Source organism: Nostoc sp., from assembly GCF_036917095.1.
In the GTDB taxonomy this organism is placed as follows: Bacteria; Cyanobacteriota; Cyanobacteriia; order Cyanobacteriales; family Nostocaceae; genus Nostoc.
This window is the reverse complement of the sequence record NZ_JBALFH010000037.1, coordinates 19,234-39,978: the sequence shown is the minus strand read 5'-3', so window position 1 is coordinate 39,978 and position 20,745 is coordinate 19,234. Positions and strand designations below refer to the sequence as shown.

Annotated in this window: 21 protein-coding genes, 1 tRNA gene and 3 pseudogenes; 9 read left to right on the top strand and 16 right to left on the bottom strand. The window is 41.3% G+C overall.

The genetic code is table 11. The features are described 5' to 3' along the window. Positions 1 to 298: 298 nt before the first annotated feature. Together V7L01_RS18930 and V7L01_RS18925 are read right to left on the bottom strand one after the other, a co-directional pair. The gene (locus V7L01_RS18930; protein WP_335037293.1) at positions 299 to 589 is read right to left on the bottom strand and encodes a type II toxin-antitoxin system prevent-host-death family antitoxin; all 291 of its coding nucleotides are present in this window, start codon (positions 587 to 589) and stop codon (positions 299 to 301) included. Between the two features lie 132 nt (positions 590 to 721). Beyond that, positions 722 to 1,022: pseudogene (locus V7L01_RS18925) on the bottom strand (Uma2 family endonuclease); the annotation flags it as partial. 440 nt (positions 1,023 to 1,462) lie between these two features. Between V7L01_RS18925 and V7L01_RS18920 the strand changes: the two are divergent. Further along, positions 1,463 to 2,287 (top strand): alpha/beta fold hydrolase, encoded by an 825-nt coding sequence (locus tag V7L01_RS18920; RefSeq protein ID WP_335037291.1) that lies wholly within the window; start codon positions 1,463 to 1,465, stop codon positions 2,285 to 2,287. A 213-nt stretch (positions 2,288 to 2,500) separates the two neighbouring features. Continuing rightward, complete coding sequence (locus tag V7L01_RS18915; RefSeq protein WP_335037289.1) at positions 2,501 to 2,956, top strand: alpha/beta fold hydrolase; 456 nt, start codon at positions 2,501 to 2,503, stop codon at positions 2,954 to 2,956. A gap of 76 nt (positions 2,957 to 3,032) precedes the next feature. Here the strand turns inward: V7L01_RS18915 and V7L01_RS18910 are convergent. From V7L01_RS18910 to V7L01_RS18895, 4 genes and pseudogenes are all read right to left on the bottom strand, one after another. After that, a pseudogene (locus V7L01_RS18910) lies at positions 3,033 to 3,251 on the bottom strand (Uma2 family endonuclease); the annotation flags it as partial. Between the two features lie 123 nt (positions 3,252 to 3,374). Beyond that, entirely contained in the window at positions 3,375 to 3,896 is a 522-nt protein-coding gene (locus V7L01_RS18905) for a L,D-transpeptidase (RefSeq protein WP_335037287.1), read from the bottom strand. 600 nt (positions 3,897 to 4,496) lie between these two features. Continuing rightward, positions 4,497 to 5,012, bottom strand: a complete 516-nt coding sequence (locus tag V7L01_RS18900) for a L,D-transpeptidase (protein WP_335037285.1) — start codon at positions 5,010 to 5,012, stop codon at positions 4,497 to 4,499. Between the two features lie 112 nt (positions 5,013 to 5,124). Further along, entirely contained in the window at positions 5,125 to 5,757 is a 633-nt protein-coding gene (locus V7L01_RS18895; protein ID WP_335037283.1) for a bifunctional 4-hydroxy-2-oxoglutarate aldolase/2-dehydro-3-deoxy-phosphogluconate aldolase, read from the bottom strand. Between the two features lie 209 nt (positions 5,758 to 5,966). Between V7L01_RS18895 and V7L01_RS18890 the strand changes: the two genes are divergently transcribed. Both V7L01_RS18890 and V7L01_RS18885 read left to right on the top strand, forming a co-directional pair. Then, positions 5,967 to 6,242, top strand: a complete 276-nt coding sequence (locus V7L01_RS18890) for a hypothetical protein (protein ID WP_335037281.1) — start codon at positions 5,967 to 5,969, stop codon at positions 6,240 to 6,242. A gap of 641 nt (positions 6,243 to 6,883) precedes the next feature. Then, entirely contained in the window at positions 6,884 to 7,156 is a 273-nt protein-coding gene (locus V7L01_RS18885) for a GlsB/YeaQ/YmgE family stress response membrane protein (RefSeq protein ID WP_335037295.1), read from the top strand. Between the two features lie 259 nt (positions 7,157 to 7,415). On the opposite strand, the gene V7L01_RS18880 is transcribed toward V7L01_RS18885, so the two are convergent. Continuing rightward, a complete protein-coding gene (locus V7L01_RS18880; protein WP_335037279.1) occupies positions 7,416 to 8,582 on the bottom strand; it encodes an AAA family ATPase in 1,167 nt (388 codons plus the stop codon). 309 nt (positions 8,583 to 8,891) lie between these two features. Between V7L01_RS18880 and V7L01_RS18875 the strand changes: the two genes are divergently transcribed. Continuing rightward, positions 8,892 to 9,722: a metallophosphoesterase gene (locus V7L01_RS18875; protein ID WP_335037277.1), complete on the top strand. Its 831-nt coding sequence runs from the start codon at positions 8,892 to 8,894 to the stop codon at positions 9,720 to 9,722. A 173-nt stretch (positions 9,723 to 9,895) separates the two neighbouring features. Beyond that, entirely contained in the window at positions 9,896 to 10,729 is an 834-nt protein-coding gene (locus V7L01_RS18870) for a metallophosphoesterase (RefSeq protein WP_335037276.1), read from the top strand. 595 nt (positions 10,730 to 11,324) lie between these two features. Here the strand turns inward: V7L01_RS18870 and V7L01_RS18865 are convergent. The 4 genes and pseudogenes from V7L01_RS18865 to V7L01_RS18850 form a co-directional block, all read right to left on the bottom strand. Continuing rightward, entirely contained in the window at positions 11,325 to 12,098 is a 774-nt protein-coding gene (locus V7L01_RS18865) for a hypothetical protein (RefSeq protein ID WP_335037274.1), read from the bottom strand. A gap of 340 nt (positions 12,099 to 12,438) precedes the next feature. Further along, positions 12,439 to 13,356: pseudogene (locus V7L01_RS18860) on the bottom strand (WD40 repeat domain-containing protein); the annotation flags it as partial. A 130-nt stretch (positions 13,357 to 13,486) separates the two neighbouring features. Next, a complete protein-coding gene (locus V7L01_RS18855; protein WP_335037270.1) occupies positions 13,487 to 14,917 on the bottom strand; it encodes a DnaJ domain-containing protein in 1,431 nt (476 codons plus the stop codon). 367 nt (positions 14,918 to 15,284) lie between these two features. Continuing rightward, entirely contained in the window at positions 15,285 to 15,899 is a 615-nt protein-coding gene (locus V7L01_RS18850; protein WP_335037268.1) for a J domain-containing protein, read from the bottom strand. 35 nt (positions 15,900 to 15,934) lie between these two features. Between V7L01_RS18850 and V7L01_RS18845 the strand changes: the two genes are divergently transcribed. Then, on the top strand, positions 15,935 to 17,032 hold the full coding sequence (locus tag V7L01_RS18845) for a tocopherol cyclase family protein (RefSeq protein WP_335037266.1): 1,098 nt from the start codon (positions 15,935 to 15,937) through the stop codon (positions 17,030 to 17,032). 33 nt (positions 17,033 to 17,065) lie between these two features. After that, a tRNA-Arg gene (locus tag V7L01_RS18840) sits at positions 17,066 to 17,139 on the top strand. A 97-nt stretch (positions 17,140 to 17,236) separates the two neighbouring features. Here the strand turns inward: V7L01_RS18840 and V7L01_RS18835 are convergent. Continuing rightward, positions 17,237 to 17,377: a hypothetical protein gene (locus tag V7L01_RS18835; RefSeq protein WP_335037264.1), complete on the bottom strand. Its 141-nt coding sequence runs from the start codon at positions 17,375 to 17,377 to the stop codon at positions 17,237 to 17,239. Between the two features lie 127 nt (positions 17,378 to 17,504). After that, positions 17,505 to 18,767: a hypothetical protein gene (locus tag V7L01_RS18830; protein WP_335037262.1), complete on the bottom strand. Its 1,263-nt coding sequence runs from the start codon at positions 18,765 to 18,767 to the stop codon at positions 17,505 to 17,507. 36 nt (positions 18,768 to 18,803) lie between these two features. Between V7L01_RS18830 and V7L01_RS18825 the strand changes: the two genes are divergently transcribed. Then, entirely contained in the window at positions 18,804 to 19,148 is a 345-nt protein-coding gene (locus tag V7L01_RS18825) for a hypothetical protein (RefSeq protein ID WP_335037260.1), read from the top strand. Positions 19,149 to 19,209: 61 nt separating this feature from the next. Here the strand turns inward: V7L01_RS18825 and V7L01_RS18820 are convergent, their stop codons facing one another. The 3 genes from V7L01_RS18820 to V7L01_RS18810 form a co-directional block, all read right to left on the bottom strand. Then, a complete protein-coding gene (locus V7L01_RS18820) occupies positions 19,210 to 19,833 on the bottom strand; it encodes a Uma2 family endonuclease (protein WP_335037259.1) in 624 nt (207 codons plus the stop codon). Between the two features lie 182 nt (positions 19,834 to 20,015). After that, positions 20,016 to 20,369, bottom strand: coding sequence for a DUF5615 family PIN-like protein (locus tag V7L01_RS18815; protein WP_335037257.1), 354 nt, complete (start codon positions 20,367 to 20,369; stop codon positions 20,016 to 20,018). Continuing rightward, on the bottom strand, positions 20,366 to 20,596 hold the full coding sequence (locus tag V7L01_RS18810) for a DUF433 domain-containing protein (RefSeq protein WP_335037255.1): 231 nt from the start codon (positions 20,594 to 20,596) through the stop codon (positions 20,366 to 20,368). Before V7L01_RS18810 ends, V7L01_RS18815 begins: the two co-directional genes overlap by 4 nt. Positions 20,597 to 20,745: the final 149 nt, after the last annotated feature.

The following is a 20,745-nucleotide window of genomic DNA, read 5'->3' as shown; positions in this document are numbered from 1 at the left end:
AACGCCCAGACATTCATATGTGTTTGGTCTGATTTTAATTACTGCATGATGGAGCGAAGCTCCGCCCACATTTTGTGCCAGTTGCGTAAGTCCTGTTATTTTCCAAAAAGCTCTCAAACCATATTTGAATTCTAGGGTTGGGCTTAGATGTCAGACCAAAAAATATTTCTTCAACTGCGATGTCTACGACGGGCTACGCCTACGCACTCAGAACTATTGAGGAAACTTTTTCTACCCATTTCACTACACCAGAGTTAGGTTGTAGTCTTACTAATTCGCTGACAATGTAATGCTAGTGTCACAAAGAAAAGTCATCGATGGCATCAGCGAAAGGGTTAAGACGGTCTTGGCGGGAGGGTACTTCGAGAATATAATCTTCTTCAGCAGCTATCTGACGTAGTTCTTTGAAGGCATTAGCTAAAGAAAACTTTTCGCGTTGCTTGGGCCACGTCAAGAATTCCTCAAACATTTCAGCTTCAACAACAACAGCCACCAGTTCATTTCTGTTGTAGATGAGTTGCGGTTCTTTAGTTACAGCATGAATTAGTTCGGAGAACCTCTGTTTCGCTTCTGCAATTCTCCAGTTCATTCTCCTAGCTATTTTATTCATAATCATGTCTATTATAGACATGATTTATATCTATAATTTGTTTTTTGCCAGAGAGCGATGTCTACGATGGGCTATTTGGCGTCGCACTTTATCATTTCAGCCGAGTTATTTCTAACCGCCCATTTTTAACCATCCAAAAACTTGATTGACGGTTAGTGCAAGTTGAATTTCTGGTAATACAGGCAAAAAATCTTCTGTCTGGAGTAGCACTGGCTGTTGCTCTGGTAGAAATATCAAAATACTCAGGTCATCAGGGTCAAGAAACCATCCCAGATGGCTGCCATAGTTCAGACAATAAAGGATGTTCCCAATTCCCAATTACTTTGTTGGGTTTTTGTTCTGGCAAGAGAATCTCAATCGTCCAGTCTGGTAGAAGTTCAAAATTATCAGGTACTTCATTATCAACAGTCAGTAGATCGCAAACTTTTTCCCAAAGGGCGATCGCCAATAATTTTCTAAATACACTTATGTGCTATATATTACTTAAACTATTAATAAAACTTATCATTGTTTAAACAGTTTAAAAAAGTGAAATGATGAAAGTGTTGTGTATCATCTTGTTAAGATAATTCACTTTTTCAGCTACGGGTCTTCACCCTCCTGCACGATGCCCGGCCGGTGCTACTTAACTTCAGTGAGTCCGGCTATTTTGACATAACTCTATGGGCAGATCGGGTGCGCGTAGACGCATGAGGACTGCAATCCTTCTTTCGCCGAGTTCCCGCGAAATCCCTTGACTGAAAGTGTTCTGACAGCAGCTCCTTTAGGACATCATGCGATCGGCATTTTCACAATTTTGCCTACCAATAGAACCATTCACCACTGTGTAAGCAACATACTGGAGAAAAATATATGAGTACGATCAAAGTCAATGACGGGACAGAGATTTACTACAAGGACTGGGGCAGAGGACAGCCCATCGTTTTTTCGCACGGCTGGCCTCTGTCGGCTGACGACTGGGACAGTCAGATGATGTTCTTCTTGAATCATGGCTATCGCGTCATTGCCCACGATCGGCGAGGTCACGGACGATCGAGCCAAACCAGTGATGGACACGATATGGATCATTACGCCGATGACCTCGCTGCGCTCACCACGCATCTTGATTTAAAGGATGCTATCCATGTCGGTCACTCGACCGGCGGCGGGGAGGTCGCACATTACATCGCACGCCACGGCGAAAGTCGTGTCGCCAAGGCCGTCCTCATTAGTGCAGTGCCACCCCTGATGGTGAAGACCCCCGACAATCCCGGCGGTCTACCGAAAGAAGTATTCGACGACTTCCAAGCCCAAGTGGCTACCAACCGGGCGCAATTTTATTGGGATGTGCCTGCTGGGCCCTTTTACGGTTACAATCGACCGGGCGCGAAAGCATCTCAAGGGGTGATTCAAAATTGGTGGCGCCAGGGCATGATGGGTGGAGCTAAAGCACACTATGATGGCGTCGTGGCTTTCTCCCAAACCGACTTTACAGAGGATCTAAAGAAAATCTCGGTGCCAACCTTGGTAATGCATGGCGATGATGACCAGATCGTCCCCTATGCCAACTCTGGCCCGTTAAGCGCCAAGTTGGTGAAAGGCGCAGTATTGAAAACCTACGAAGGTTTCCCACACGGTATGCCGACGACGAACGCGGATCAAATCAATGCCGACCTCCTAGAATTCATTAAGTCGTAAAGGCATTGTCAAGTTAAGTTACCGAGCGGGCAGTTATTAAGTTCGGTATCAAGGAATAATTCACGATTTCAGAATGTTCATCGGTCTGGCGCATCTACTGTAAGTCAAAGATTTGTTTGTTCATGCTGGCGCAAAAATGCGAAGACATCTGGCAAAGCTGAAATCATAAATTATTTCCAAGCAAACTTAATCTGAAAATAGGAGCAAAACATTGTGGTTGGAGAAAAAACCCAGAAAACGATTGTTCTCGTTCACGGTGCGTTTGCCGACGGGACGAGCTGGAGCAAAGTGATTCCACTTTTGCAGGCGAAAGGATTGAATGTTGTTGCAGTGCAGAATCCAACCGATTCGCTCGCCAATGATGTCGCTGCCGTCAATCGCGTGCTCGAATCAATCAATGAGCCTGTTGTTTTGGTCGGACATTCATGGGGCGGCATGGTGATAACCGAAGCCGGAAATCACGAAAAAGTTGCCGCGCTTGTTTACGTTTCAGCGTTCGCGCCATCGGAAAATCAGTCCGTCAACGATTTATTTGCGGATTACCCACAGCCCGAATGGTTCAGCGCGGTTGCGGCAGATTCAAGCAGTTTTCTAACGATTTCGACCGTAGGAATCGGCGAATATTTCGCGCAGGATTTAACCGCAGGTGAAAAGGCGGGCGTTGCATAAATGCGGGATGAATTGGCGGTTGAAACCATTGAAAATTCATGACAAATTGGGTGAAATCATCCCATGATTCAGCAAAGCCAAAAGTACACCGTAATTCGGGAAACGCATAGGCAATCTTCTGATTCTCGGTGACTTCATTAACAACAGCACAAAGTTTACCTTGTAAGCGCCTGTGTCTCCCTTTCGGCATTGGCTTTTGAGTAATCTCTGCGTTAATATATTCCCTTGCAGGCTTTGTTTCTGGGAGCTTCAGAAATTCCTTCAGGGTGAGAGGTTGAGTGGTTGTGGCGCTCATAGCTCCTAAATCCCTCAAAAATGTGTTTTTAGTCTAGCAGTAGATATGAACAGGTGCGCTGACGAAGTGTAACGCACCTGTCTACACCTCAAGGTAAAAATTGCAGCAAGAATCAATTCACCATCATTTATGCACCACAACTAAAGTTCCCGTTGAAGCCCATCTGTAAAGATTGCCAGCTTGCTTAACAGGTAAATTTACGCAACCGTGGCTGACTGGAGTGCCAAAACGGTTATGCCAGTAAGCACCGTGAATGGCATAGCCTCTGTAGAAATACATTGTGTAAGGAACATCAGGAATATTGTAGCCTCTGCCTCGCATCCGATTAGTACGATACTTAGAATTAATCCGAAATCTACCTATGGGTGTGGGGGTCGATCGCTTACCTCCAGAAATTCGGTATGAATAAACAAGTTTATTACCTTCCCATCCACGTAAGCGTTGCTCTGACAGGTCAATTTCAATCCAGCGAGGTTGGGATTGCCTGATATTATTATCATTGACTGGCGTAGCTGTTGCTGTAGTCGAGTTGGGTGTACCTGTTAACGGTGATGACCAAGATAATAAGGTCACTACCATCAGCGCCACACCTGTACAAAAAGTTCTTGAGGAACGAATCCCACCACTGCGAATCCAAGTTTGCATTATTGCTCATCTTCTAAACTACGCAAAAATCATGAAGTGAAGTAATTTTTTGCAACACTACAAATTTCCAGATCGACTACTCGCTTCCTCTGGAGGATTTACGCAATTCATCCGTTAATACTTATCAAGACAATTCCTAAGCTAATCCGCGTCCAATTTGCACATTTGTCCTTTGTTATTTACCAAGGAACACGGATTTATTTGTAGGGTGTGTTACGGCTTCTATAACGCACCAAAAATATTGCCATGATGCGTTAGCCAAGGGCATAAGGCACCCTACAAAACATTAGTTTTTGTTTAATCCACATTCCTAATGACTAGTTACAAAGGGCAACCTTTACAAAAAATCCGTCATTTAAATGCCTAAATGCAAAGTTTTACCGAATTTATATTTGCATTTGTAATTTCACGCAGGAATTGTCAGGATTTACGCTTATTTTCTCGGCAAATTCTTGAATGCCCTCTTCTATATTTTATTTCAATTTCAGTAATTCCGACTCCGAAGATTCCCAGCATAAAATATTGCTGGGAATCACTTAATTGTCTTGATTTGTTGTTATTTATGATTTTACCTAAATTGCCTTTTGGCTGCCTCACCTACTATTTCTGGATAACTATTGGTGTTCCTACCGATGCCCACTCAAATAGCCATTTAGCATGTTTAGGTGCGATATTCACACAGCCGTGGCTCACTGGAGTACCAAACTTTTTATGCCAATAAGCTCCGTGAATAGCGTAATTACCTTGGTAAAACATTGCATAAGGAACGTTGGGAACATTGTAGTTTTCTCCCTGCATCCGCGTAGTTTTGAACTTGGATTGAATCTTAAAAGTACCAACAAGAGTAGGAGTGGATTTTTTGCCAGAGGAAATAGCACTTCCATAAACAACTTTGTCACCTTGCCAAGCTATTAATCGTTGTTTTGAAAGATTAATTTGAATCCAGCGCTTATCCGATTGTTGTAATGTTTGGATTGTTTGTGCAATCACTTGACTTTTGGAATTAGCCCAAACTTCACTCGTTTCAGTAGTAGTAAAAACACCTAAGGACAGTGCTGTACCGGCAAGCACTATTTGTAAGTGACGCACCCAGTCAGGATAAATCAGTCTTTTCATTTTAGATACACTCACACTCAAATCATGGGGTCTTGAGAAACTTATCAGTTTTCACCTTTATTTCCCTATCTATTACTTTAATAGACGTGAATTTTGATGATTTGATTCTAAGTTAAGCTAACTCTTTCATCAGCTTTCTTGCCTGAGTTGCGATCGCCTGCCAATTTCCCTCTATGACAAGCTTTTTGGGAAATAATTCACCGCTCAAACCGACAGCGATCGCTCCCGCTTGCAAAAATTCTTTGGCATTTTCGAGAGTCACGCCGCCAGTAGGAATTAAGGGAATCTGACCTAGTGGCCCTTGCAAACTTTTGATATAATCAGCCCCTCCCACTGCTTGCACGGGAAACACTTTTACACAACTAGCGCCCTGGCTCCAAGCGGTAACAATTTCTGTAGGAGTCAGCGCTCCTGGGATGATCGGCACATCTTTTTCTTGTGCTGCTTGAATCATTGCGGGGTCAAAATGGGGTGTGAAGAGGAATTGCGCCCCAGATGCGATCGCATCTTGTAGCTGTTGCACATTGAATAGCGTACCAGTCCCAATAATACAGGCTGGTAATTGTGAGCGTAGTTGACTGATTAATTCCCCAGCGCGATCGCTATTCCAGGTAATCTCAATTAACTGCATTTCCCCAGATGCTACAGCCATTGCCATTTGCTGTCCCACTTCCATTTGAGGGGCGCGGATGACTGCGATCGCTCGGTGTTTTTGCAACTGTGATAACCAAATTTGATTGGGCATTTTGACTGCGGATTGGGGACTGGGGACTAGAGAATAGTTTTCCTAATACCTAATTTTCAATACTAATACCCAGTACCTAATGTCCAATGCCCTTAAACCTTGCTTCTTCTATCAAGCTATGAGATATTCATATAAATAACAGTAAATCTATCGGGTTATAGTAGTTTAACATTAAATGCCCAGCATTCGGGTCTAAAGGAGTAATTAAAATGACAATTGCACGACAAAACACAGCAGCATCCTTACAAATGAGCGTTCACGATTCTGAAAGCGTGGATATAGGCAGGCTGTGGAAGCTTGTGCGGCTAAGTGCATTACAACTAAATGGATTTTGGTGGCGCACCAAGTCATATGTAACGATTCTGGGCGTTATGCTGCTGACTTTGGTAAGTCTGATTCTCTTAAGTATGCATTGGTCTTACCGCAGACTGTTCCCATTTATCAGCCAATACGGTTCAGTTAGGCTTAACTCTTTGTCAAAGTAAATTTTTTTTAACGTAGACTCGTCCCTTGCGCGTCTTGTAGAGAAGCGGCTTGCCGCAGGCTACCGCAATCGCGCAGCGTCTCGCAGAGAAGAACGCAAAGGAACAGAAGGAAGACAAGGAGAAAATACTTAACTCAACTGTATTGATTTATCAGCCATCAAGTCATTAGCAGTGATGATGGGATAAGTAATTAAAAATTAAAAGATAGCCATGAAGTTGTGTCATCCATAGCGTTCCTTGCGCGTCTGCTAGAGAAACGTTAACGGGTGTTATCTGCTACACGCTATTGCGTTCGAGCGTCAGAGCTTATCATCTCAATCGCCTGATTTTGCTTCGTTTACATTACTTTAGAGACAGTCTCTGAAAACTTAGCTTAATTCTTCTAGTAGAGGAGAGACGTAATTAAAAACGCATATACTGCAATTACCAAGCAATAGTTTAATAAGCCCCTAGTTCAAGACCTGCTAGGAGCTTTTTTTTAATTGATTATCTACCTCAATTGGGTTATGCATCAAAAAACCTAGCAGTAATTAAACTATTCCTCATGGATACTAATAACTAATTCTGATGGGAGATGAAGCCAGAACTCAAGTTAGTTAATATATATTTGTGAGTCAAAAATGTTTACCGAATTAAGAACAATGAATATTCTTGCTTGGATTGTTTTAGGTCTAATTGCTGGTGCGATCGCTAAAGCCATCTACCCCGGTCATCAAGGCGGCGGCATTCTGGGAACAATCTTACTAGGAATCATCGGTGCTTTTGTTGGCGGTAGTTTAGGTGTATTCTTCAGTACGGGAACCTTAACTCTAGCAGCTCCTACCCTTAGCATTCCTGGTATTGCACTAGCAGTTCTTGGTGCAATTATTGCGGTTTTCTTGTGGAATTTAATAAGCAACCGCAGTGCTGTATAATAACGCGATTGCGGACAATGAGCTAGAAAAATTTAGGGAATTCATTTAAGTATTTTTAACTGTGAATTAAATCAAAAAAATAGCGCTAGCCTATGATTAGGTTGGCGCTATTTTTTAATTAGCGATAAATAAAATAATAATTGGTATTACTACCAATTTGAAAAAAAATGCGACAAATAGACCATTTGTAGAGACGCGATTCATCGCGTCTTTACTTTACTGTCAAGTATAAAAATATCCATTAATAGTAGGGTCTGTCTTAATTAGCTCTAAGAATTCCTATACCAGCTTTTCTTTCAATGTAATCTGCTAAATTGATAAAATCTTCACGCGGGTGGCATCTTCCGCCAACCAGATCAAACGCCAATCTACTGGCAGGATTTTCTGGGTTTTCGAGTATATGTATACCCCAGTAGTAAAGTAGGTCGCTAGACCGAATACAAACTTCTTCTGGATCTATACAATGAAATTTATTATCTCTTTGGCTAATTTCCTTATAAGCATTAGAATAGACTTCTTTTAAAAGCCTTAAACGCTTAATCCCAGGATCTTTAAAATTGTTAACTAGCACAAATAAATGAGCTTCATTATTGATTTCGCGTATCTCTTGAACGGTTGATTGAATAACTTTACCGTGCTTGCTTATTCCCAGTGGATTGAAGGTTGTTGGGATAATACAATAATCTAATCGCTTAATTATAACTTCGGGATTACGTTCTAGTGCTGGCGAGCAATCGCAAATTACTATTTGACAGTCACGCGCTGCATCTTCATCCCAATCATTTCCATCAAATACTTGAATAGTTGTACCTACACCTTTAGGATTGGGAACAAAAACACCATCACCTACTAATTTTTGCAGATTTTGTTCCGGGTCTAAGTCCACAAGTGCCACATTAAACCCTTGCAGTGCTAATGCTCCTGCTAAATGCCCTGCTACCGTTGTTTTTCCCACTCCGCCTTTACAGGTAAAAATTCCAAAGTAAACTTTTTTTGGCGTAGTTTCTTCGTTAGAATTTTGATTATATCCGTCACCAATCTCAGAACTGCCATCAATCCCAACCAGCTTATTTTCATGGGCAATCCCACAGCGAACTTTAGTATCTTTACCCCAAGTTCTGATTAATGCTAATGCTGGGCCGCCAAATCCTTTTGTAGTTATGAACCAACCAAAATTAAATTTTTTGCCTTCGTCAGAATCTAAAAAGTCAGCAAACTTTAAAAGCTGCGGTGCTGTGACATTACCTTTTAGCCATTTAACCTGAACAACACCAACTAGGTTTCCTTTTTTGACCACCAGATCGTAGCCCGGTTGATTAGTTTTTGCAGTTTCAACTGTCCAATCTGCTTTATGGATTAGTTTTGCTACGTGCTGCTCAAAGTGGGTAAAATCCTGGATGAATTGTGGCTCTAATGATGATGACATAAACAGCTTTAGGTCTTTTGGTTCAATCTGGTAGTATGCAATACAGTAAGTATACTTTACCAAAATAAACCCTAACCGTATAGTTGATTTATATACGCAACATGAATCACTATTTCCCTGTTTGACTGAGAAAAGCACCATACTCTGAGATAAATTAACTGCAAACTTACGTCTGATTTAAATAAGTATAAATACGCTAAAATCTACAGATTTTATAAAATTTTCAATAAGTTGCACTGGTCGCTACATACAATCTGACGATGTTTAGTTAAGCTGTAAGCGCTATGATTGAGCTTTATTGAACGTCTTATGCATTGGTTGTTATCTGGGCCGTTGAGTATAGAGAAATTGACGGTTAACATTGCAGGCTTGCCCGCATCGTTACAAGGTAAGAAGCTGGTGCAGTTGTCAGATTTTCACTACGATGGTTTGCGACTCTCGGAAGAGATGTTAGAAAAAGCGATCGCAGTTACTAATGAAGCTAAACCAGATTTAATTCTATTAACTGGTGACTACGTAACTGACGATCCGACGCCGATTCAGCAACTGGTACTTCGACTCAAACATCTGCAAAGTCGCAGTGGTATCTATGCTGTTCTTGGCAATCACGATATATATTACAAACACGCAAAAGCAGAAGTTACAGATGCCCTTAGTAGCATTGGAATTCACGTCCTTTGGAACGAAATTGCCTATCCACTAGGAAAAGAATTGCCACTTGTTGGACTAGCGGATAGTTGGTCGCGGGAATTCGACCCCGCACCAGTTATGAACCAGCTAAACCCCGACACACCCTGCATCGTTTTATCCCACAACCCAGATACTGCCGAGATATTACAATCCTGGCGAGTCGATTTACAATTATCGGGTCATACTCACGGTGGTCAAATCGTCATTCCGGGAATTGGCCCTGCGACGTTGTTGTACGAAAAGCTTGTAGAAAAAATACCCAAAAAAGTGCGGCGTCTAGTCCCATTTTTAGCAGTAAATGTTTCTGTCGTCAGCCATTGGGAATGGGCACAGGGTTTACATCGGCTAGGAAAAAATCAGCTGTATGTCAACCGTGGTTTGGGAACTTACCTCCCAGGACGTTTATTTTGCCGCCCAGAAGTTACTATAATCACCCTACAAGGTGAATGAGAAGGTAGGAGGCAGGAGACAGGAAAAAACTCCAGAACTAAATTCAGCGATTTCAAATAAATCAATGAGTTAATTGTATCTGGAGTATGTGACATGAATTATTGCAGTTTTTCAAGTTACATTTTGATTTTTGGTAAGCTGTAAGCGCTGGTATGAGGAGTATCGGTTGCGTTATGCATTGGTTGTTTACAGGACATTTAAGAGTAGATAAAATCACGGTTAAGATTGCGGAACTTCCAGCATCTTTACAAGGTACAACGCTAGTGCAGTTGTCAGATTTTCACTACGATGGTTTGCGTCTATCGGAAAAGATGTTAGAAAAAGCGATCGCACTTACTAACGAAGCTGAACCAGATTTAATTCTATTAACTGGTGATTACGTAACTGACGATCCGACGCCGATTCACCAATTGGTGCATCGACTCAAACATCTACAAAGTCGCTGTGGTATCTACGCCGTACTTGGTAATCACGATATCTATTACAGCCACTCACAAGCAGAAGTTACACAGGCGTTAACTAGCATTGGGGTGCATGTGCTTTGGAATGAAATCGCCTATCCATTAGGGAAAGAATTACCATTCGTAGGACTAGCTGATTATTGGTCGCGGGAATTTCATCCCGCACCAGTCATGAATCAACTAGACTCCGCTACACCCCGAATCGTTTTATCCCATAACCCAGATACAGCCAAAATATTGCAACAATGGCGCGTAGATTTGCAACTATCGGGTCATACCCACGGCGGTCACATCGTAATTCCGGGTATTGGCCCTGTAGTACTTCATTATAAAAAACTACTCAAACAAATTCCCAAAAAATTACGGCGTTGGGTAACATTTTTCCTGGGAGACTGTTCTAAAGTAGTGCGATATTGGGAGTGGGCGCAAGGGTTTCACAAGGTGAAAGAAAATCAACTATATGTCAATCGTGGTTTGGGAACTTATAAACCAGGACGTTTATTTTGTCCGCCAGAAGTGACTGTAATTACCTTAATTAGTGATTAGTCATTGGTCATTGGTCATTGGTCATTGGTTATTAGTCTAAATAAATGACAAAGGACAAATGACAGCCCTTACTGATGAGTGTGCAATTTAAATGCATAATACTCAAAGCAGAAACCGCCTGAAGCTACGATGGATAAATATCAGCAGCTTGCGGCGGTTCCTTGAAGATTGGAAAATTCAGAAGTAAGTAACTCAACTAAGGTGGACAGTATTCGCGATCGCTTTACTCAGAATTGCACATCCTTAATATTCCAACTAGGCAGGCATTTTCTGGCTGTGCGTCTTAAAACCTCCAAAACAACTCATTGAACTCAAGGCAAAAACACATTCAATGGATGTCACAACTTCAGAGCGATCGCGAGACATTAGAGCAGGAGGCACAGGCTCTAACTTGAAAGTTTTTGTTAACTTTTAACCTGTTTGTACCTTGCTCTTAATCTAGCACTGGGTTTTTTCAGCGACAAGAGGCGTTTACTAAACTTGAATACCATTAATTTATCGCAACAATTCAGAAATATTGCTTAAAAATTGTCCCACTTGTTAGATGTTGGCGTTAATGCCAGCACTATCAAGTGGGCTGAAAGTTCAGAAGCTATTATTGAGCGGAACCGCCAGTAGTAGTATCATCTGCGGTAGAAGAACCGCTATTAGATTTACTATTTGACTGGTCTACTCCTTGAGGTGGAGTGGTTTTAGAGGTATCACTTTTTGTACCTGGAGTGACGGTAGTACTAGAAGTACCTCCCTCGTTCTGTGAAGTCGGAGTATTACTACTTGGACTCGTCGTCGGATTTTGTGTTGCCTTAGGAGTTGGCTGGATTACAGAAGGCGCTTTTTCTGCCGCAGGCTGCTGGGGTGGAATAGTAATGTTAATATCCGGTTGGCGAGGTGCAGATGGAGGTGTAACCTGCTGTTGTGGAACAGGAACAGGAACAGCAACAGGAACAGGTACTTCCCTAGTTCTTTCGATTATCGTCGTTTTTGTTTGAGGAGAAGCACTAGGAGTTGGACTACTACTTGGTACAGGAACCGCGACCGGCACAGTATTCTCAACGGCTGCATCATTGCGTTGGTTGGAGTACCAGACCCCACCTACAATCAAACCGAGTATGGAAGTAACAATAATACCCAACAGCAAACCACGACTAGCATTGTTATTATCACGCTCGGCTAAATCAGCTTGCTGGTAGTTACGCTCACTATTTCGACCTTGTACGTAACCGTTAGTGTAAGAGTTAGGATTAGCTGTGTTGTTCTTGACTGTTTCAGTGGTTCGCGTTAAGTCAGTGTGAGTATTACCATTAATATCAGTGTAAGATTCTTGCTTAACTTCACTGTTTTTGATTTCGCGTTCGTTAGGAATAGACATAGCTATTGATTTCACTCCTCGATAAGATACTGACGAATTAAAGCTTTGTAAGAACAAGAGGTTTTAATGAGTTGAAAAATGTATGTTGCTGATAAATATTGAGTTTTATTTGCTACCCAACTGTTGGTAATCATCAGAATAACCTCTGAGATCGACAAGTGGCTCTATCTCCAGAGAGTTAAGATTTAATCTTTAGAAAGTTAATACTTAATCAAAAGAAAGAGTAACCCAAAGATGGATGTTATTAAACTGTCAGGTGATGCGTTGATGAAAAACATAGTACTTTCCTTCAGTTATCTAAATTTTTAATCAACTTCAATAGATTATGCTTATAAGTAATTTATAAAAGAATGACAGCCTTACCGATGGGGAATATGGTAATAGTTTTATCCCCACCGCCACTAGCCATTGTCTTACCATCTGGGCTAAAGGCAACGGAATAAACTACATCTCCATCTGCTGGAAAAGTACAGAGTTCATTGCCTGTATCCACTTGCCATAGCTTGATCGTTTTGTCTTTACTACCGCTAGCTATAATTTTGCCATTGGGGCTAAAAGCGACAGAACAAATATGATCGGAATGCCCAAATAAGGTGTGGATTTCTTGACCGTTTTCCAAGTCCCATAGCTTGATCGTTTTGTCTTTACTACCACTGGCTAACATCTTGCCATTTGGGTTGAAAGCAACAGAATTTACCCCTCCAAACCAATCGGAATGCCCCGTAAGGGTAAGAACTTTCTGTTTATCCAGATGCCATAGCTTGATGGTTTTGTCATTATCAGCGCCACCACTGGCTAAAGTTTTTCCATCTGGGCTGAAAGCGACGCATAAAACGTCATCTGAATGCCCTTTAAGTGTGTGTAGTTTCTTTCCTGTCTCTATTGACCAAAGTTGGATCGTCTTGTCTTTACTGCCACTGGCTAAAGTTTTTCCATCCGTGCTAAAGGCAACAGAGTAAACCTTTTCTTGATGTCCTGTGAAGGTACAGATTTCATTCCCTGTTAGGACTTCCCATAATTTAATAGTTTTGTCATCACTAGCACTGGCTAGAATCTTGCCATTAGGGCTGAAAGCAACAGAATTTACCCCTCCAGACCAAGAAGATTCTCCATGTCCCTTGAAGGTGCGTGGTTCCTGGTTAGTTAAATGCCAAATTTTTATGGTTTTGTCATCACTACCACTAGCTAAAGTCTGCCCATCAGGACTGAAGACAACAGACATTACCTTATTTGAATGCCCTTTGAGAGTGCGTACAGATATTAAATCTTGCATATTTAAAAATACTAGGAAATCAGCAGCAAATCTAACCTTACCTAGTATTCCCAAGCATAAGCATTATCAAACTCAAGGTATGGTGTCGCCGTCTGAAGCGTCTTTTGGTTTGTTGTTAAACATCGCAGCGCCAAAGTTTGATTGTCATGTCTCGGCTACCACTAGCTAGGGTTTTGCCATCAGGACTGAAAACGATAGAGTTAACCCAATCCGAATGGTTGCCGAGAGTATAAAGTTCTTGTCCACTGCTAACGTGCCACGACTTCACACTACGATCTGCACTACCACTAACAATATGCTGACCATCGACACTAAAAGCGATCGCACAAACATAGTTGCGATGTCCGGCAAGAGTGTTAATTAGCTTACCTGTATTGATATTCCATAACTTGATAGTCTGGTCATAACTGCCACTAGCTAAAATTTGCCCATCAGGGCTAATAACTACACAAGTCACGCAACCTGAATGCCCGTTGAGAGTTTGCAGCAGTTTTCTACTCTTCAAATTCCACAGCTTAATGGTATTGTCTGCACTACCACTGATTAAAATCTGCTGGTTTGGACAAATGGAAAGGGAAAAAACCAAGTCGGAATGAGCTTTGAGGACTTGCAGTAATTGTCCCATCTCTATATGGGAAACCTTTATAGTAGTGTCTGCACCGCCACTCAGGACAGTCTGACCATCTGGACTAATGGTTACAGAAAAAACTGGGGTTGAATGTACTTTGAGAGTCTTGAGTAATTTACCTGTAGATACTTGCCAAATCATGATGCTACCGTCATCACTACCACTAACCAGAGTTTGGCTATCTGGGCTAAAAGCTAGGCATCTTACCCATTTTGTATGACTAGTGAGAGTGTGTAGTAATTTACCTGTGTCAAGATGCCAAATCTTGATAGTGTTGTCACTACTTCCACTAGCCAAAGTTTGCCCATCTGGACTGATGACAGTTGTAGAAACCCAGTTTTGATGAGTCAGGGTGTGTACACATTTCCACGGTGAAGGTTGAGACTGTGATTCAGGTGGGGGCGTTGCTGGCTTTGGCGATGGCGGTGTAGGTTTGGGTGCTGCCTTTTTCTGTTTCAGTTCCAGTTCTCTAGCATTTTTCAAATCTGACTTGGCTCTATTTTCATATCCTAGTTTCGAGCAAGCAAGCCCTCGATATTTATATGCTTCAAAGTAGTTAGGGTTAAGACGAATTGCTTGGCTAAAATCTTCAATTGCTTCAGTATATTTTCCTTTTTGAGCTTTCTCCATGCCCAGTTTATAGAAACTTTCAGCATTGGATGGAGTTAAATCAATTTTGATAGAACTGGAAGCAGATTGATTTGTCTCATTTGGCTGATAAGACTTTAACCTTGCATAAGCTTGATTAATTTCTTTGATTTTTTCTTCAGCTTCTTGCTTTTGCTGCGGTTCAAGAAAAGAATCTGGATGCCAAGTCTTAGCCATCTGGCGATAAGCTTGCTTGACTTCTTCGACAGATGCACCTGGTTTTAACCCAAGGATATTGTAAACATGATTTATATCAAAGCGATCGCTCATACTAGAAAATCAGCAGCAAATCCAACTATACTTAGTATTCCCAAGCATAAGTATTATCTAACTCAAGATATGCTGTCGCCGTCTAAAGCAAGACGCACTAGGGGTAAAGCGCATTGCTCATTGGTGTCAACTAAAGAGAAGAATTAGCTTAACTGTTGACGACCTCACCCGCCTCGAACTAAAGTTCAAGGCTAATAGCTAAAGTCTACTCAAGTAGACTAAAGATTTTTGGCTATATTTTAGTCATCTTCAGATGACTTTCGCTATTAGCAAGGAACTTCAGTTCCTTGCGGGACATGGCTTTTATAAGTTGATACCAATGAGCAATGCTGTGCCCCTACGAATGATATGTATTCTACGCAACTTCTCATCTCCAACGCCGATTGAGCCGCAATATTTTTTTAATCCTCTGACAAAATCTTTCTAGCAGAGGTCTAGGTTTTGATACATCATATCTAGGCGATCGCGATTTACGTGCAGCGCCTGGATTTGTTAACTCTTCTTCTATTTGTGCAGCTTTATTTAAATCGGAAGCGGCTCTATATTCGTATCCCAGTTGAGAGCAAACTAGCCCACGATATTTATACGCCTCAACATAGTGAGGATTGAGACGAATTGCGTGGGAAAAATCTGCGATCGCATCCTCATACCTTCCTTGTGTAGCATTTTCTACCCCTAAACTATAGAAAGTTTCAGCATCCCAACGATTCACAGATATTTTTGGGGGATTTTTAGGCGAAGATGAAGATGGATTTTCAGGAATAGGAGGCTCAGATGGACTTTCAGATTTGAGCTTGTTGTAAGCTGAGTTGATTGATTTGATTTTTTCCTCAGCTTCCTGTTTTTGCTTTTGTTCGAGAAAGCGATCGGGATGCCAAATTTTCACCAGTTGACGGTAAGCTCGCTTTACTTGTGCTTGTGATGCACCCGGTTCCAACCCAAGAATTTCATAAGCATGATTGAGATCGAGGTCATCGCGCATACTGAAAAAATCGGCAACTATAACTATATAGATATATGTTAACTATTCCTCTAAATCTCCTCCAATCAACACAAACGCCCCATTCTGGTTATCACTGGGATGGTAGTAGTCGCCGCTTTTTTGAAGGCTGGTATTACCGCGTCACGTTGCCGGAAATTGGGCAAACATTCGCCTTTATGTACTCAATAGAAGACCCCATCGGCGGGAAACCCCACAGTGGCGGTGCAGCCCAAATCCTCGGCCCGGATGATGAGTATTTATGGCGTACTTTTCCTGATGTGAATAAATTTTGGGGTAGTCGAGATGTGCTGGGTTTAGGTCATTGGGGTAAAACAGATTTGCAAATTTCTCCTCTATACTTGCTCCCAGCAGAGTTTGAGCATCATGTTCAAGAGGGTTATCAAGCTACAGCCACCTTGAATCAGGGAATAATTTGCGATCGCGCCACCAATAATTATTGCCGTTGGGAGTATGAAATTCAACCTGTATACGGTTGGGGTAATAAAAATAGCATTCAGCAATCAACCGCAGGCTGGGTGTCATTTTTGCAGATTTTTGAACCTGGATGGCAAATTTTGATGGCTCACGGTTTAGCCAGTGGAAAAATTGACTGGAATGGTAAAATTTACGAATTCACCAACGCGCCAGCCTACGGCGAGAAAAATTGGGGTGGTGCTTTTCCTCAAAAATGGTTTTGGATAAATTGTAATTGCTTTGAGGGTGAACCCGACTTAGCATTAACTGCTGGCGGTGGACGGCGCGGTGTGCTGTGGTGGATGGAATCTGTAGCGATGATTGGGTTGCACTATCAAGGCAAGTTTTATGAATTTGTTCCCTGGAATTCACAAGTACATTGGGAAATTCAGCCTTGGGGTAGGTGGCAAATGAAAGCTACCAACTCTAATTATGAAATTGAATTGACAGGAACCACAGATTTACCTGGTACACCTCTGCGTGCGCCGACAGCAGATGGTTTAAGATACTGTTGCCGAGACACCATGCAAGGAAAGTTAAATTTAGAGTTACGAGAACTAAATGGGAGAAAATCTAAAATAATCTTGAAAGCAGAAAGTTTTCTTTGTGGTTTAGAAGTAGGCGGCGGCTCTTGGGATGATTGTTGGCAGTCTCGCTAAAACTACTGCTATAATTATATATGCTTCATAGTTGGGGTTGTAGCTCAGTTGGATAGAGCGGACGCCTCCTAAGCGTCAGGTCGTGCGTTCGAGCCGCACCAGTCCCGTAAGCAAAGAAATCCCTAAGACCTTGAGTAATAGAAGGTAATAGGGATTTTATTTTTACCGTGGTCGCTGGAAAACGCCTCTTTTAATTCTTCTGCATCAAGTCGTTTTAGGAATGCGAATAATTTTAGATGAAATAACAGTAAAAGCTCCTAATAATTCATCCGCATGTTGATTAATGGCATTGGCAACAATTTCTGCTCTATCATTTGGAGATAAACCGAATAACCGAATTAACACAGATTTAAACCCCGACTGAAAATATTTTGCGTGTAGACATAAAAGTATTAAACCCTTGAATGTAGGATAGTTGGTGAAACTTTAGCTCACTGATTTTCACGCAATCAAATAGGATTGATATAGTAAACTAAGGTTGCCAAGTCTGACCGTAAATATACGAATCATCAGATTTGGATAATTTAGTCAATTTTGAACCGTCCGGATTGCTCACATACAAAATACTTCGACCATCTGGTTTTTTCTTCGTTTTTTCTGTCTTAATGAAAGCAATTTTTTTACCATCTAACGACCAATTAAAACTGTTAACTTCAGATGGTAGTAATTGCGAAGCTAACTGAGTAAGCTTGAGTCGCTCAATACTAATCGTATAAAGCTTTTTCTGAGAATAATCTCCGCTTGCAAAAGCGATCAGCTTACTATTCGGCGACCACTGTAATTCACTATATTCACCTGGTTTAGAAGTCAATTTTTTGGCAGTTTTGTGGTTGACATCAAGTACAAAAATATCTAATTTTTTACCAGAGTAATCTCTACCTTGGTCATGATAGTAAGCAAGCTGAGTTCCATCATGTGACCATGATATGATCCCAGAATAAGTTGTTTTTTGAGGTTCGTCGGATAGATTGGTCAGTGTTTTGTTCTTGACATTGAGTAGATAAATCGGTTGATTATTGTCTTTTCCTGATGAGATTGCAATCTGGGTTCCATCAGGTGACCAAATCACTTGGGTAGGATAATCATCTCCGGGGGTGTTAGTTAACTCTGTCAAATTAGAGCCATCTGTATTCATTTGCCAGATACTTTTATCTTTGAAGAATACTACCTGTTGTCCATTAGGTGACAGATATAAAGAAGATGAGATTTCTGTTTTTGGCGGAATACCTCCTATCTCCCATCTTTGAATCAGTTTAGTTCCTTGCGTACCAGTTGTATCACTTAAATAAACAGATACGCTACCTGGATCGTCAAGAGTACTACCATCACAAGATTCTTTAATCGCAAGTTTTTGGCCATTTAATAACCACTGAATTTCAATGTTAGAAGCTTTGCAGCCAAACCCAGAGAATATTTTAGTTAGTTTGGAACCATCTACATTCATTGTGTAAACATCAATTCCATCATTAATAAAAGCTAGCCTTTTACCATTGTTTAACCAAACTATTGTAGGATAAACATTCAGATTTTTGGTAAGCTGGCGGCGGTCTGAACCGTTAGTTTTAATGGTATAAATATTACTTTGATACTTCGAGATTTCCTTAGTAGCCACAAAAGTCAGCCTGTTGTCTTGAGAAACTTTAGATGCAGCAATTACGGCATTGCTGAAGTTGAAAATTGTGGTTGAGAGTAAACCGAGTAGGATAAGTGCTAGAATTTTGATTAAACGCATCATAGTTATGAAAAATCCGAACAGTTTTTAGTTTGAAAATTGAGAACGACCGAACAAGGTAAGTTGATTTATCTAGTTGCAAAGCTTGATTTGCTAGCCAAAAATTTAGCTAATGAAAAACTATTACTATCTCTCCTTTGGGAGTATTTAGTAGCACGAGATAACCAAATTCCCAAGCGTCTGCAATTGGAGTTAGTTTCTACCAATCGTTTTAAATCTTCACCATGTGTCCATAAAAGGTTTACCAGATTAGCAAAAACTTTAACAGAACATAAAGATGTAGCATCAAAATGCAAGTGGGTCGCACCTTCTACCGGAGTTCTAAAACCAATAGAACACACTGCTGACAAAAGCATCTCTAAGCGATCGCTCCTCCAATCCTAAGAGCGATCGCGCATTAAACTAGTGGCAAGAAGACGACTAGAATAAATTTCTTCGTTGCTAATCAGCGACTCATTGCAAAAATCTGTTCAGCCGTTAAGGGAATGTTCGGAAACAATCTAGAATCAATTCGATCCTGCCCTCGAAACACCTTTGGGGGTAAATACTCTCCATCTTCAAGTTGGTAGATTGTAATGGTTGGCTGCTTGGGAGAACCAATGAACCGAATGCCACCAAAAGCAGCATAGTCTACAATGATGTACTCGAAAACGCCCAAGTCCTCATATTCAGCAAGTTTTGTCAGATAGTCGTCCTTCCAGTTGTTGCTAACGACCTCAATGATTCCGGGTGGTGGAATATATGCAGCAGCAGAACTAGAGCTAGTTTTCATTCTCTGCCATTCAACTCTTGCAAATATGACAATATCTGCTTTCCGGCTTTTTTCCTTTTCTCCTGATGCTGTTTTGAGCCGAACCTGCTTCGACTGGCGCGACACGTAAGGCAGGTCATTTTCTTGGCAGTGATTTTCTAAGTAGGCACACAGTCGCTCGATCAAATCCTCATGATTTGCATTTGGTTCTGATAATGGCACGGGAATCCCATCCAATAGCTCAAAGTCTCTGCCTGAACCATCGTCCCAGGCAAGAAACTCTGCAAAAGTCAGTGGTTGTGTGACGGTTGCATACATCGCCCTCGCTCTCTTGCTGACGGGTACTTTACTCAATGCTACCAAGATGTACAGCTAAACCTGAATAGCCATTAAATTGAACTCGTTCAATAATCTAATACGCTATCATCTACCAGAACACAAGGCGCGATCACATTTTAACGGCTCACACTCTTCATTGCATCTGCGATCGCATCTAAAATTCACGTTATTTTACGAATGCGAATATTTTTAGACGAAATAACAGTAAAAGCTCCTAATAATTCATCTGCATGTTGATTAATGGCATTGGTAATAATTTCTGCCTTATCATTTGGGGATAAACCGAATAACCGAATTAACACCACACCTGCTGCAATTCTACGCAAACGGAAAACTAACTCACCAAAATCTTTATCTGATGTCAATAAAATTGCACCTTCATTATTAGCCAAGTTCAAAACTTCATCGTCAGGAATTCCTGGTTCCATTTCCACAACATACAAAACTTCGTGACCATCAAGCCGCAGACGTTCAACGATTTGCCAATCTAAATTTTCGTCCCCTAAAAACTTCAAGAAGCTTTCTCAATCGTTGGATAAATGACATCATACCGCAAAGCTTGAGCCGCAAATGCCAAAGCTGCTTTAATTCCTTCATCCCTAAGTCGCGGATGCGCTTCGAGTATCTGCTGAGGTGTTTCACCCGCAGCAAGTTTTTCGAGAATTAATTCAACTGTAATACGAGTTCCTGAAATGACAGGTTTGCCCATCATGATTTTTGGGTCGGATACGATTTTTTGCATGAATTAAAATGATTTAGATAGATGATTAACGGAACTTAAACATTTTGAGAGAGAAACAAGCCTCAAACCCATGCAGGGTAAGGGAAATACACCATTAGCTCCAAAATGGCTCAAACCTAGATATATCAATAAACCAAGCAGAACGATTT